9 protein-coding genes are annotated in these 13,901 nt (G+C 61.4%); 8 read left to right on the top strand and 1 reads right to left on the bottom strand.

From position 1 onward, the window contains the following. The first annotated feature begins 485 nt into the window (after nucleotides 1-485). The 6 genes from gltB to BM364_RS00145 all read left to right on the top strand — a co-directional run bounded on the left by gltB (nucleotide 486) and on the right by BM364_RS00145 (nucleotide 10,673). Complete coding sequence (gene gltB / locus BM364_RS00170) at nucleotides 486-5,225, top strand: glutamate synthase large subunit (protein ID WP_092419276.1); 4,740 nt, start codon at nucleotides 486-488, stop codon at nucleotides 5,223-5,225. Nucleotides 5,226-5,237: 12 nt separating this feature from the next. After that, complete coding sequence (locus BM364_RS00165) at nucleotides 5,238-6,665, top strand: glutamate synthase subunit beta (RefSeq protein WP_092419273.1); 1,428 nt, start codon at nucleotides 5,238-5,240, stop codon at nucleotides 6,663-6,665. A 243-nt stretch (nucleotides 6,666-6,908) separates the two neighbouring features. Then, nucleotides 6,909-7,454, top strand: a complete 546-nt coding sequence (gene hpt, locus BM364_RS00160; RefSeq protein WP_092419270.1) for a hypoxanthine phosphoribosyltransferase — start codon at nucleotides 6,909-6,911, stop codon at nucleotides 7,452-7,454. 235 nt (nucleotides 7,455-7,689) lie between these two features. Then, the gene (locus BM364_RS00155; protein ID WP_092419267.1) at nucleotides 7,690-8,709 is read left to right on the top strand and encodes an SPFH domain-containing protein; all 1,020 of its coding nucleotides are present in this window, start codon (nucleotides 7,690-7,692) and stop codon (nucleotides 8,707-8,709) included. Between the two features lie 58 nt (nucleotides 8,710-8,767). Next, a complete protein-coding gene (locus tag BM364_RS00150; protein WP_092419264.1) occupies nucleotides 8,768-9,217 on the top strand; it encodes an NfeD family protein in 450 nt (149 codons plus the stop codon). Between the two features lie 88 nt (nucleotides 9,218-9,305). After that, nucleotides 9,306-10,673, top strand: a complete 1,368-nt coding sequence (locus BM364_RS00145) for an outer membrane beta-barrel protein (protein ID WP_139232436.1) — start codon at nucleotides 9,306-9,308, stop codon at nucleotides 10,671-10,673. Nucleotides 10,674-10,675: 2 nt separating this feature from the next. Here BM364_RS00145 and galU read toward each other — a convergent pair whose 3' ends face one another. Beyond that, a complete protein-coding gene (galU, locus tag BM364_RS00140; protein WP_425284859.1) occupies nucleotides 10,676-11,560 on the bottom strand; it encodes a UTP--glucose-1-phosphate uridylyltransferase GalU in 885 nt (294 codons plus the stop codon). A 104-nt stretch (nucleotides 11,561-11,664) separates the two neighbouring features. Here galU and galE point away from each other — a divergent pair, with 104 nt between their 5' ends. After that, entirely contained in the window at nucleotides 11,665-12,651 is a 987-nt protein-coding gene (gene galE, locus BM364_RS00135; RefSeq protein WP_092419258.1) for a UDP-glucose 4-epimerase GalE, read from the top strand. 12 nt (nucleotides 12,652-12,663) lie between these two features. Next, nucleotides 12,664-13,848, top strand: a complete 1,185-nt coding sequence (locus tag BM364_RS00130; protein ID WP_092419255.1) for a lytic murein transglycosylase — start codon at nucleotides 12,664-12,666, stop codon at nucleotides 13,846-13,848. Nucleotides 13,849-13,901 lie beyond the last annotated feature (53 nt).

Raw genomic sequence — 13,901 nt, 5'->3', positions numbered from 1 at the left:
CTCGAAAAAGCGCACCCTACGGTGCGCTTTTCTGGTTTTGGAGACAACTCTCCTACACTCTCCTATCCCAAAATCCGCAAAGTCCTATTTTTTGTGGCACGATTTCGGTGAAATAGCTTGTGCCTAGTTTGGAATTATGCAAATGTGAAGTCGTTAGGGCAGTGCCTCTGTCCTATCTGACGCGTCGCCCCGCTCTCCGCGGCCAGCACGCACGCTGGTTCGGCTGGCCCGCTATGCGATAGCGGAAACGAACAGGCGGAGCTAAGATAGCTCGAATTCTGAGCGGCCATTTGGATGCAGCGCCGCTCCCCACGCATGGACCGCGTTTGCTCATTCGAGCCGTACCGAGTACGACCCGCCTGAACAGCGCGCCCGCCAGAGGACCAAGACTGCATCCAGCGGGCCGGCACCGGCACCATCAGGATGCACACGACATAACGAACCAAGCCCGGAAACGGGTGCGATTGAGAAGCGAGGATATCGACATGGCACACCAGAAGAGCGGAACGCAGTCTCCGGTCACCGCGAAAGCCACACCTCGCAAAACCACTCTGATCGAAAATGGTCGCATTGTGGCAGGCCGTCCCGAGGCGCAGGGGCTTTATGATCCGGCCCACGAGCATGATGCCTGCGGCATTGGCATGATTGCCAACATCAAGAACAAGCCCAGCCACGAAGTGGTCGAGAAGGGTCTCGAAATCCTCGAGAACCTCGAACACCGGGGCGCCGTGGGCGCTGATCCTCTGATGGGCGATGGCGCCGGCATTCTGGTGCAGACCCCGCACGCCTTTTTCGAAAAGGTGCTGCCTTTCGCCCTGCCGGAACAGCATCACTATGCGGTGGCGATGCTTTTCTACCCCAATATTCAGGCGCTGCGCGACCGCTGCGCCGCCGCCGTGCGCGCCTGCCTGGAAGCTGAAGGTTTCGACCTTCTCGGCGAACGCGTAGTGCCGACCGATAATTCCAAGCTCTCCGAGGGCGTGATCGCCACCCAGCCGATTATCGAGCAGATGGTGATCGCACGTCCATCCGGACTGTCTCTCGACGAGTTCGAGCGCAAGCTCCTCATCGTGCGCAAGGTAATCTCAAATTCGGTCTATGCCGCCATACCGGAAAGCAATAGTGACAATGGCTTCTACGTTGTGTCGATGTCGGCCCGTACGCTGGTCTATAAGGGCATGTTCCTGGCCGACCAGCTTGGTGCCTTCTACACCGATCTGCACGACGATGCTTTTGAAAGCGCCATCGCCCTCGTGCATCAGCGCTTTTCGACCAATACCTTCCCCTCCTGGAAGCTGGCACATCCCTATCGCATGACCACCCACAATGGTGAGATCAACACCATTCGGGGCAACGTCAACTGGATGGCAGCCCGCCAGGCCTCGGTCTCCTCGCCCCTTTTTGGCGATGACATCACCAAGATCTGGCCGATTTCCTATGAAGGCCAGTCCGATACGGCCTGCTTCGACAACGCGCTCGAATTCCTCGTCCGCGGCGGCTATTCCCTGCCCCATGCGGCCATGATGCTGATCCCGGAAGCCTGGGCCGGCAATCCGCTGATGGACGAGACGCGCCGCGCCTTCTATCAATATCACGCGGCCCTGATGGAGCCGTGGGATGGTCCGGCAGCCATGTCGCTCTCGGACGGCCGCTATGTCGTCGCGACGCTTGATCGCAACGGTCTCCGCCCCGCGCGTTACCTCGTGACCAAGGAAGGGCACGTCGTCCTTGCCTCGGAATCCGGCGTGCTCGATATTCCGGACGAAGACATTGTCGAGCGCTGGCGCCTGCAGCCGGGCAAGATGCTGCTGATCGACCTCGAAGAAGGCCGCATCATCTCGGATGACGAGATCAAGCAGACCCTTGCCACCAAAAACCCCTATGCCGAGTGGCTGGCGCGTTCCCAGATCGTGCTCGAAGACCTGCCGGCCACCGAACCCAAGGCGCCGACGACCTCGGAATCCCTGCTCGATCGCATGCAGGCCTTCGGCTACACGCAAGAAGACATCAAGCTCCTGATGGCGCCCATGGCGACCACCGGCCAGGAAGCCGTTGGCTCGATGGGCACGGACACGCCCATTTCAGCGCTTTCGAACAAGTCCAAGCTCCTCTACACCTATTTCAAGCAGAACTTCGCGCAGGTGACGAACCCGCCCATCGACCCGATCCGTGAGGAATCGGTGATGAGCCTCGTCTCCTTTATCGGCCCGCGCCCCAACATCTTCGATCTCGAAGGCGTTTCCCGCGAAAAGCGTCTCGAAGTGCGTCAGCCCATTCTCACCAACGAGGATCTCGAAAAGATCCGCGCCATCGGTGACATGGCGGACAACCAGTTCAAGACCATCACCATCGACATCACCTATCCCGCCGAAAGCGGTGCGGAAGGCATGGAAGCGGCCATCGCCTCGATCAGACAGCAGGCCGAAGCGGCTATTGCCGGTGAATACAATATCATCATCCTCTCCGATCGCCTGGTCGCGGCCGACCGCATCGCCATCCCGGCGCTGCTTGCGACGGCGGCCGTTCATCATCACCTGATCCGCAAGGGCCTTCGCACCTCTTCCGGCCTCGTGCTCGAAACTGGCGAAGCTCGCGAAATGCACCATTTCGCCATGCTGGCCGGTTATGGCGCAGAAGCCATCAATCCCTATCTCGCCTTCGAAGCGCTCGCCGCGCTTCATGCCGAAGGCGAATATCCGCCCGAAGTATCGGCCGACGAAGTCGTCTACCGCTACATCAAGTCGGTGGGTAAGGGCCTTCTCAAGGTCATGTCCAAGATGGGCATTTCGACCTATCAGAGCTATTGCGGCGCCCAGATTTTCGACGCGGTCGGCCTCAACTCCGAATTCGTCAAGCAGTTCTTCTTTGGCACCGCCACCTCGATCGAGGGTGCGGGCCTCAAGGAAATCGCTGCCGAAACCGTCAGCCGCCATGCCGACGCCTTTGGTGACGACGTCGTTCTCAAGAAGGCGCTCGATGTCGGCGGCGAATATGCCTACCGCATTCGCGGCGAGAAGCACGCCTGGAGCCCCGATGTCGTGGCCGATCTCCAGCATGCAGTGCGCACCTTCGAGGAAAGCCCGGAAACAGCGCAGGATCACTACAACAGCTACGCTGCCCGCGTGAACTCGGGGGAGAACGGCTATCTCGCCATTCGCCACCTGTTCGACATCAAGCCGCTCGGCACCGAAGTGCCGCTCGAAGAAGTCGAAAGCGCCGCTGATATCGTCAAGCGCTTCGTCACGGGTGCGATGTCTTTCGGCTCGATCAGCCGCGAGGCTCACACGACTCTCGCCATAGCCATGAACCGGATCGGCGGCAAGTCGAACACCGGCGAGGGCGGGGAAGAGCCCGATCGCTATAGGCCCCTGCCCGATGGCTCGCAGAACCCGCTGCGTTCGGCCATCAAGCAGGTCGCGTCCGGCCGCTTCGGCGTCACGACGGAATATCTAGTCAATTCCGACCAGATCCAGATCAAGGTCGCCCAGGGTGCAAAGCCTGGCGAAGGCGGCCAGCTGCCCGGCCACAAGGTCGACTGGGTCGTCGCCAAGACGCGCCACTCGACGCCTGGCGTGGGCCTTATTTCGCCCCCGCCGCACCACGACATCTATTCGATCGAAGATCTCGCCCAGCTTATTTACGATCTCAAGAACGTCAACGAGCAGGCCGATATTTCGGTCAAGCTGGTCTCGGAAATGGGCGTCGGCACGGTTGCGGCCGGCGTTGCCAAGGCGCGCGCCGATCACATCACCATCTCGGGCTACGATGGCGGCACAGGCGCTTCCCCCCTGACCTCGCTCAAGCATGCCGGCGGCCCGTGGGAAATTGGCCTTGCCGAAACACATCAGACCCTCGTTCTCAACCGCCTCCGTTCTCGTGTGAAGCTGCAGGTCGATGGCGGTCTCAAGACTGGCCGTGACGTCCTTATCGGTGCACTCCTTGGCGCCGACGAATTCGGCTTCTCGACCGCGCCGCTGATCGCGGCCGGCTGCATCATGATGCGCAAGTGCCACCTCAACACCTGCCCGGTTGGCGTCGCAACGCAAGATCCGGTGCTGCGCAAGCGCTTCAAGGGCACGCCCGAACACGTCATAAACTATTTCTTCTTTATCGCTGAAGAGCTGCGTGGTCTTATGGCAGCGATGGGTGCACGCACACTCAACGAGTTGATCGGCCGGTCCGATCTTCTCGATCAGCACCGCGCCCATGACCACTGGAAGAGCGAAGGCATCGACCTCTCCAAAGTCTTCTTCAAGCCCGAGCCGATCGGGGGCGACACGCTTTATCACTCCGAGCTGCAGAACCATCACCTTGAGGCCGTGCTCGACCGCAAGCTGGTCGAACAAGCCAGGCCTGCTCTCGATAATGGTACTCCGGTGCAGTTCGAGCTGCCCATCCGCAGCCGCGATCGCTCGGCCGGCGCTATGCTTTCGGGTGCGCTCGCCAAGAAGTACGGCCATGATGGTCTCAACGAGGACTCGATCTCGATCACCCTCAGGGGCACGGCGGGCCAGGCGTTCGGCGCTTTCCTTGCCAAGGGCATCTCGATCGACATGATCGGCGACGCCAACGACTATGTCGGCAAGGGCCTTTCGGGCGGCCGCATCGTCGTGCGGCCTTCGGACAAGGTGTCTTTTGATCCGGGCAAGTCGATCATCGTCGGCAATACGGTGCTCTATGGCGCGATTTCGGGCGAAGCCTATTTCCGCGGCATTGCCGGCGAGCGTTTCGCCGTCCGCAATTCCGGCGCCATCGCTGTGGTCGAAGGCACGGGTGATCATGGCTGCGAATATATGACCGGCGGTGTCGTCGTCGTCATTGGCCCCACCGGCCGCAACTTTGCAGCCGGCATGTCTGGTGGCGTCGCCTATGTGCTCGACGAAGACGAGACGTTCCGGTCCCGCTGCAACCTTGCCATGGTCGATCTCGAACCGGTGCAGGAAGAAGAAGATCTCATGCGAAAACTCCATCACCATGGTGGAGACCTCGAATGGCATGGCCGCGTCGATATTTCGGGCGACATGACCAAGCATGACGACGAGCGCCTGCATCAGCTAATCTCGAACCACCTGCACTATACCGGTTCGAGCAAGGCCAAGATGATCCTCGACAACTGGGTCGAGATGCGCCCCAAATTCGTCAAGGTCATGCCGGTCGAATACCGCCGCGCCATTCTCGAAATGGAAAAGAAGCGCGGGTCGGCCCCTCACGCGGCTGCAGAATAAGGAGAGAGAGCAATGGGTAAGGTAACAGGCTTTCTCGAAATCGAACGCGAAGAGCCCCGCTATGAGCCGGCCTCGGATCGCATCCGCCATTTCGGCGAATTCACCATTCCCCTGAGCGAAAGCCGCGTTGTCGATCAGGCCGCGCGCTGCATGGATTGCGGCATCCCCTTCTGCCATGGCGATACCGGCTGCCCGGTTCACAACCAGATCCCGGACTGGAACGACCTCGTCTACAATGGCGATTGGGAAGAGGCCGCGCGCAATCTCCATTCGACCAACAATTTCCCCGAATTCACCGGCCGTATCTGCCCCGCTCCCTGCGAGGAAGCCTGCACGCTGAACCTCGAGGACACCCCGGTCGCCATCAAGACCGTCGAACAGGCAATCGCCGACAAGGCGATCCGTTCCGGCTGGGTCAAGCCGCAGGTTTCGTCGGAAAAGACTGGCAAGAAGGTCGCCGTCGTTGGCTCAGGACCTGCAGGTATGGCCGCGGCCCAGCAGCTTGCCCGCGCCGGCCACGAGGTTCACCTTTTCGAGCGCGAACCCAAGGCTGGCGGTCTCCTTCGCTATGGCATTCCCGACTTCAAGATGGAAAAGGACCATATCGACTTCCGCGTTACCCAGATGGAAGCCGAAGGCGTCACCTTCCATTATGGCGCCAATATCGGCGTCAACCTGCCCCTCTCGGATTTGCAGCGCGACCATGACGCCGTGCTGCTCTGCGGCGGCTCGGAAAAGCCACGTGCCGTCGATGTCGACGGCCAGCAGTTCAGCGGCGTTCACTACGCCATGCCCTTCCTTGTCCAGCAAAACCGCCGCGTCGGTGGCGAGGACGTGAGCCACGAAGTCCAACTCTCCGCTGCCGGCAAGCATGTCGTTGTCGTCGGTGGTGGCGATACCGCCTCGGACTGCGTTGGCACCTCGTTCCGCCAGGGCGCCATCGCGGTGACACAGCTCGACGTGCGCCCAATGCCGCCCGAGCTCGAAAACAAGCTGACCAACTGGCCCAACTGGGCGGTCAAGATGCGCACCTCCTCCTCACAGGCCGAAGGCGCCATTCGCGAGTTCTCCGCCGGCACGATGAAAATCATCGGCAATGCCAAGGGTCAGGTCACCGGCGTCGAATGCGCCCGCGTCGACCGCAAGCGCCAGCCGATCCCCGGTTCGGAATTCATCATCAAGGCAGACCTCGTCCTGCTCGCCATCGGCTTTGCCGGTCCCGTGCAGGAAGGCATGCTGACCGAGCTTGGTGCCGATTACGACAAGCGCGGCAATCTCTTTGCCGACACCATGAGCTACCGGACCAGCAAGCCCAAGGTATACGCCGCCGGCGACATGCGCCGCGGCCAGTCGCTCGTCGTCTGGGCCATCCGCGAAGGCCGCCAGGCTGCCCGTGCCATCGATTTCGACCTGATGGGCAAGACGGATCTGCCGCGGTAACCCCCTCCTAACCTCCCCCTCCAGAAGGGGGAGGAACCCATCGAGTTTGTCTCGACGTCAGTGAGCCACCGGCGTATCCCTCCCCCTTCTGGAGGGGGAGGCTAGGTGGGGGCTTTTACTCCACGAAGCTCAGGCCCTGATCACCTCGTCAGTGGAAGTGAACCTGGACGTTCCTGTCTCCACGCACCAGTGGATCAAGTGAGCGTGTCGCGCTAGAAGGGACCGAACTCTCCGGATCCCGCCATGACCCAGAAGCCCTATATCGTCGACGAACTGATCTCCGCCAAGTCCATCGCCGCGCGCGTGGAGGCGCTTGCCAAGGACATCTCCACCCACTTTGCCGACACCGACAAGCTCGTGGTCGTAGGGCTCTTGCGCGGCTCCTTCATCTTCATTGCCGATCTCGTGCGCGAACTCGATTTGCCGGTGGAGGTCGATTTCATCGAAGCCTCCTCCTATGGCAATGCCATGGAGTCGAGCCGGGAAGTCCGCATCCTGAAGGACCTGCGGGGCGAGATCGGCGGACGCGACGTGCTGGTCGTCGAAGACATCATCGACACCGGCCACACGCTCAAGCATGTGCTTGAAATCCTCGAAACGCGCCACCCTCGCCGCATGGAAGTGTGCGCGCTCCTCTCCAAACCGAGCCGGCGCGAAACCGAAATCAATGCCAAATGGCTCGGCTTCGAAATTCCGGACCGTTTCGTCGTCGGCTACGGCATCGACTACGCCCAACGCAACCGCAACCTGCCCCATATCGGCGCCGTGCGGTTCACCGACGAAGCTTGATCGAGACCTTGGGACTAGCATCCAAGAAAATCGCCAAGATCGGGATCAAACCAACCGTCCGCAGTGCTTACCTTCACGCAGGCCGCATCAAGCGTCCGCCCGTTGAAAGCGCGCGATATATAAGCAGAAGAACCAGCTGGCGGCGTCTGGTACCAAACCGCGGCACATCAACCCGCCAGTTGCTTCGCCTCTGTGAGGCTCATAAAGTCGCGCGCGTGCGACAGGGAGTCTCCACATGGAATTCGAGGGCTTTGCTTTGGATGGTTTGAGCATCACGCTGATCGGCATTGGTATTTTGCTGATCCTGATCCTGTTCGCCGGCGCAAAGACAGTGCCCCAAGGCTACAGCTTCACCATCGAGCGCTTCGGAAAATATACGCGTACGCTCAAGCCCGGCCTCAATCTCATCGTTCCCTTCATTGATACGATCGGCAAGAAGATCAATGTCATGGAACAGGTTCTCGACGTTCCCCACCAGGAAGTCATCACCCGCGACAATGCCTCGATCACGGCCAATGGCGTCACCTTCTACCAGGTGCTTGATGCCGCAGCTGCCGCCTATGAGGTCGCCAATCTCGAAAACGCGGTTCTCAATCTTACCATGACCAATATCCGCACGGTCATGGGCTCCATGGATCTCGACGAGCTTCTCAGCCACCGCGACGAGATCAACGAGCGGCTTCTGCGTGTCGTGGATACTGCCGTTTCGCCCTGGGGCATCAAGATCACCCGCATCGAGATCAAGGATATCGATCCGCCCAAGGATCTCGTCGACTCCATGGGCCGTCAGATGAAGGCGGAGCGCGAAAAGCGCGCCACCGTGCTGGAAGCTGAAGGCCGCCGTCAGGCTGCCATTCTCAAGGCTGAAGGCGAGAAGCAGGCGCAGGTTCTCGAAGCCGAAGGCCGCCGTGAAGCTGCCTTCCGCGATGCCGAAGCTCGCGAACGGGCTGCCGAGGCCGAAGCCAAGGCGACCCAGTTGGTTTCCGACGCCATCGCCGCAGGCAATGTGCAGGCGATCAACTATTTCGTCGCCAACAATTATATCAAGGCGCTGGAGTCCATCGCCTCGTCGCCCAATCAGAAGCTCCTTATGCTTCCGGTCGAAGCCTCCAGCGTCATCGGCGCCATCGGCGGCATCGCCGAGATTGCGCGCGAGACCTTTGGTGGCGAAAAGCCGGCCGCCCCGTCCCGTCCTGCCGCCCGTCCCCCTGCTGCCGGGCAGCCAGTGCCGCCACGCACGCCGGATCAGACTTAGTCCAGATCGGCCCCCTTCCAGCTGGAGGGGAAGAAAGAAGAGCAGAAGGAGACCGTTCATGGCCTTGATTGCGTTTCTCGCCGCCAACGCGCCCTGGGCCTGGATCATCGCAGGGCTCATCCTTCTTGCGCTCGAACTCGTCCTGCCCGGCGGCTTTCTCCTTTGGCTCGGCATCGCCGGTGTCGTCACGGGGATCGTGGTGTTCTTTGAGCCGATCGCCTGGCCCTTTCAGTGGCTGATCTTCGCCACGATGGCGCTGGTCGCCATCGTCTTGTGGCTGCGCTGGACGCGCTCGCGCGCCGATCAGTCCGATCGCCCCTTCCTCAATCAGCGGGCAGATCGCTTCCTGGGCCAGGAAGGCGTGCTCGAAGAACCCATCGTTGGCGGATTCGGCCGGCTTGCCCTCGGCGACACCGTCTGGCGCATCTCCGGTCCCGATCTGCCGGCAGGCCAGCGCGTGCGCATCACCGGCAGCGATGGCCCCTTGCTGAAGGTCGATGCAATCTGAAAGACCGATCAAGCATTCATTAACCATAAGCTGAAAGGATCGCGCGCGGGTGCCTGGCCGTTCCAGGCTTCTTCTAGCGGAGCGCGGCGTGATCCCCTCGCAGAAACATCGGCCGATGGCCTTGAGCCTCCTCGTTGCCCTTGCGGCAACGGGCTCCGCCATGGCTCAGCCGCTGGTTGCGCCCCCAGACACCGCCATCACCGATCCCGCTCCCGTTCCAACGCCGGGGCAGACCATTAAGCCCGAAGCCAAGGGTTCAACAAAGGACTTCGGCTTTACCACCGCCAACCCGGCCGATCGCCTGCGCCCGGGCATCTATCCTGCCCAGCCGGTGCCCCCAGCCTTTGCCGTCGGTGGCGTGGAGGCTGGTGAAGCCCCGCTCGACTGGTCGGTTGGCCTCCGCGGCACCTATAGCCACACGGGCGATACCGGCAATTACGTGCTGCGTCTGTCTCCACAATTTACCTATGGCCTTGCCGGCACGCGAACCGACACGGTGCTGGCTGGTGGGGTCGAGATCGCCCGGCAAAGCAATAGCGACGAGCTTACCCTCACCGCTGCCAGCATCGGCGCCACGGGCACGCTGGCGATCGATTCGGTGACACAGGCGACCGGCTCCATCGGGCTCGGCTATTCGCGCGACCTTCCCGGCTCGCCTGGCCTTGCCAGCGGCGTCATCGTTCCGCCCGAGATCGCGACTGGATCGCTGGGCCTTGGTGTCACGCGCCAGTTCGGCAAGTTCAACCTTGGGCTTGATGGCGGCCTCGACCGCACGGTTTATGGCGCCACGACCCGCAGCGATACGGGGGTGACCGACAATTCCGACCAGAACCGCTGGTCCGGCAATACCGGTCTCCGGCTCGGCTATCAGATCACCCCGATCATCGAAGTCTATGGCCGGGCCGAACTCGAACGCGATGTCTTCGATCAGCCCGCCGCCGCAACCGGCATCTATGCCAATGCCACCAACCACATCCTGCGCGCCGGCGTCGAAGCGCGCTGGAACAGCATCTGGTCGGCCAATGCTTCGATCGGTGTCGGCCAGCGTGTCTTCGATGCCGAAAGCCTGGGGGAAATCACCGCCCAGCTCTATAGCGCAAATCTCACCTATAGTCCCAATGCGACCCTGCGGCTGAACCTCGGGCTCGACAGCACCCTGGCCCCGCCCGGCGCCGACAATCCCGGTTCAGCCCGTATAGAACACGCGCTCCTGGCCGATGCCCAGTACATCGCCAACTCCTGGTTGAGGCTGCGCGCCTCTGCCGGTGTTTCGACTTCCGAGCTCGTGGGTGCGGCCACGACAGAAAATCGCACCAGCCTTGGGGCAGGTGCAGATTATCTCTTCAACAGCCACGCCAGCCTTAACGCAGATTATGGTTTCACCAAGCGCGACAATTCTGCGAACGGTCAAACCGATACCCACCAGGTCAGTGTCGGCATCACCATATCGCGCTGAGCCTAGAGCTCGCTCTCGAGATCGAGCTTGCGCAGTTCATCGATAAAGCCCGGGCGGATGTCGGCGCGATCGAGCGCAAACACCACATTGGCGGTCAGGAAGCCGAGCTTGGAGCCGCAATCATAAACCTTGCCTTCATATTTGACGCCGGTGAAGCGCTGCTGGCTCATCAGCGTCTGCATGGCATCGGTGAGCTGGATTTCATTGCCCGCACCGCGCGTCTGTTCGGCCAGAAGCGCGAAGATTTCCGGCTGCAGGATATAGCGTCCTGAAATGAAGAGGTTGGAGGGCGCCTCGTCCCGCTTGGGCTTTTCGACCATGCCGTTGATGGCAAAGCTCTTGTCCGGCCCATCCCCGCGCACCACTACGCCATAGGAGGAAACATCCTCCCAGGCACATTCCTCAACGCCGATCACATTGCCCTGGCTTTCTTCGTAGGCATCCATCATTTGCTTGAGAACGCCCGGTTTGGCGCGGAAAACCATGTCCGGCAGCAAGAGGGCAAAGGGCTGGTCGCCCACGATATCGCGAGCGCACCAGACCGCATGGCCGAGCCCCAGCGGTTCCTGCTGGCGGGTGAAGCTGGTGCGCCCGGCCGATGGCAGGTCCTTTTGCAGCTCTTCGAGTGCGGCGACCTTGCCGCGCGACTCCAGCGTCGCTTCGAGTTCGAACTGGCGATCGAAATGGTCTTCGATCACGCCCTTGTTGCGCCCGGTGACGAACACGAAATGCTCGATCCCGGCTTCGCGCGCTTCGTCCACCGCATATTGGATCAGCGGCCGGTCGACCACTGTCAGCATTTCCTTCGGCATCGCCTTGGTGGCGGGCAGGAAGCGGGTTCCAAGCCCGGCGACGGGAAAGACGGCAGTGCGGACGCGTTTGGACACGAGCAGTTCCTTGGCTTTTTGTTGACGAGTTAGACCTAGACCTAAATCAACAACGGTTACATATCGTTTCACAACAAGTAGGCATTTGAGGCTGGAGTGCGGCAATGGCAGTGTTGGTCACAGGCGGTGCAGGCTATATAGGCAGCCACATGGTCCTCGCCCTCACCGATGCGGGCGAACAAGTCGTGGTGCTCGACAATCTCGTCACCGGCTTTGACTGGGCCATAGACGGAAGGGCCACGTTCGAAAGCGGCGATGCCGGCGATATGGGCTTCGTCCACGAGTTGATCGAAAGGCACGGGATCACGGAGATCATCCATTTCGCCGGCTCGATCGTCGTGCCCGAATCCGTTTCCAACCCGCTCAAATACTACGCCAACAACACCGCCACCTCCCGCAATTTGATCGAAGCGGCCGTGCGCGGCGGGGTCAGGCATTTCATCTTCTCTTCCACCGCCGCCGTTTATGGCATGACCGGGCTCGATCCGGTGGTGGAGGAAACCCCGCTCCAGCCCATGTCGCCCTATGGCCGGTCCAAGCTCATGACCGAATGGATGCTGGCCGATGTGGCGGCCGCCCATGATCTGACCTATGGCGTCCTGCGCTATTTCAACGTTGCCGGCGCGGATCCGCAAAAGCGCTCGGGTCAATCGACGCCCATGGCGACGCACCTGATCAAGGTGGCCTGCCAGACAGCACTCGGCCAGCGCGAGAAGATGGATATCTTCGGCACCGATTACCCGACGCCCGATGGCACCTGCGTGCGCGATTATATCCATGTGACCGATCTGATTGCCGCCCATGCGCTTTTGCTCAAGCATCTGCGCGCGGGGGGTGAAAGCACCACGCTCAACTGCGCCTATGGCCGGGGCTATTCTGTGCGCGAAGTCGTTGAAAGCGTGCGCGAGATTTCCGGAGTGCCCCTTCGCGCGGACGAGAGCCCGCGCCGCCCTGGCGACCCGGCCTCGATCACCGCGACCGGTCAAAAGGTGCGCGCTATGCTCGGCTGGGTCCCGCAGCACGATAGTCTCGCCGAAATCGTCGAGACCGCTTATGCCTGGGAACGTCACCTGATGACCCGCAACCGCTAAGGGATCACAGCCATGCGACTTGTTGCCCTGCTCCTGATGCTGATGACGGGCCCGGCCTGGGCGCAGTCGGATTTTTCCGGTTTCATCGCGAGCCTGCGCAACGAGGCCGTGGCCAGCGGCGTGTCAGGCACAAGCTATGATGCACTCACCGCCGGCCTCACGCCGGACCCAAGGGTACCCAGCCTTGTTGAAACCCAACCCGAATTCACCATCCCTGTGTGGGACTATATCGACACCCGCGTCAATGCGGGCCGGATCGAACGGGGCCGCGCTGCGCTGGAACGCAATGCTGCAGTTTTCAATCTGATCGGTCAGCAATCCGGTGTTGATCCCTATCTCCTTGGCGCCATCTGGGGCATCGAGACCGACTATGGCGCCGTGCTGGCCAATGAAAGCCTGATCCGGCCGATTGTGCGCTCCCTGGCCACCGTCACCTTTGCCCGGCGCAGCCGCTTTGCCGAAGACAAGGCCGATTTCTTTGCCGCACTACGCCTCACCGAGGCCAATGGCGGGGTTGCGCCCGTCGGCTCCTGGGCCGGTGCTATCGGCCATCTTCAGGTCAATCCGTCCAATGTCCTCAAGCATGGAACAGATGGCGACGGCGATGGGCGCGTGGATCTGCATGGCTCGCTCGCCGATGCTCTGGCCACTAGCGCAAAATTCCTGCGCGATATGGGCTATGCGCCCGGCCTCGACTGGGGCTTCGAAGTCACCGTGCCCCACGGCTTCGATTATCTCCTTGCCACGCGCGAGCAGTTGCGTCCGGTCAGCTTCTTTACCGAACGCGGCATCACTCGAGTTTCGGGCCGCCTCTTCAGCGATCCCTCGACACCCGTTTTCCTCTATGTCCCGGCAGGGCAGAGCGGCCCCAAATTCCTGATGACCGGCAATTACCTGGTGCTCAAGGGCTATAACTTTTCTGACAGCTACGCCATGGCCGTCGCTCATCTGACCGATCGGCTCAAGGGAGCAGGCCCCTATGCCACCCCTTGGCCGCGTAACACCCAGTTCCCCAATCTCGACCAGCGCCGGGCGATCCAGGCTGCGCTGCAAACGCTCGGGCTTTATGGGGGCGAGGTCGACGGGCGCCTCGGTCCCGTCACGCAGGCGGCCTATGCCCGCTTCCAGGCAAGCCGCGGCGAGATCGCGGACGGCTTCATCACCCGCGCCGCCTATGAGGCATTGACCGGCCGATAACGCCATGGCGAGCGCCATGGTTTGGCCCTTCATTCTTTGCTAAAGCGGATGGG

Origin of the sequence: Devosia crocina (genome assembly GCF_900116545.1) — a bacterium.
In the GTDB taxonomy this organism is placed as follows: Bacteria; Pseudomonadota; Alphaproteobacteria; order Rhizobiales; family Devosiaceae; genus Devosia; species Devosia crocina.
The sequence above is the reverse complement of the archived record's forward strand: the minus strand, read 5'-3'. Positions and strand labels throughout refer to the sequence as shown.

Excerpts from the sequence above, each read along its gene's own strand:
- gltB (WP_092419276.1), top strand. The coding sequence starts at position 486 with ATGGCACACCAGAAGAGCGGAACGCAGTCTCCGGTCACCGCGAAAGCC.
- BM364_RS00165 (WP_092419273.1), top strand. The coding sequence starts at position 5,238 with ATGGGTAAGGTAACAGGCTTTCTCGAAATCGAACGCGAAGAGCCCCGC.
- hpt (WP_092419270.1), top strand. The coding sequence starts at position 6,909 with ATGACCCAGAAGCCCTATATCGTCGACGAACTGATCTCCGCCAAGTCC.
- BM364_RS00155 (WP_092419267.1), top strand. The coding sequence starts at position 7,690 with ATGGAATTCGAGGGCTTTGCTTTGGATGGTTTGAGCATCACGCTGATC.
- BM364_RS00150 (WP_092419264.1), top strand. The coding sequence starts at position 8,768 with ATGGCCTTGATTGCGTTTCTCGCCGCCAACGCGCCCTGGGCCTGGATC.
- galE (WP_092419258.1), top strand. The coding sequence starts at position 11,665 with ATGGCAGTGTTGGTCACAGGCGGTGCAGGCTATATAGGCAGCCACATG.
- BM364_RS00130 (WP_092419255.1), top strand. The coding sequence starts at position 12,664 with ATGCGACTTGTTGCCCTGCTCCTGATGCTGATGACGGGCCCGGCCTGG.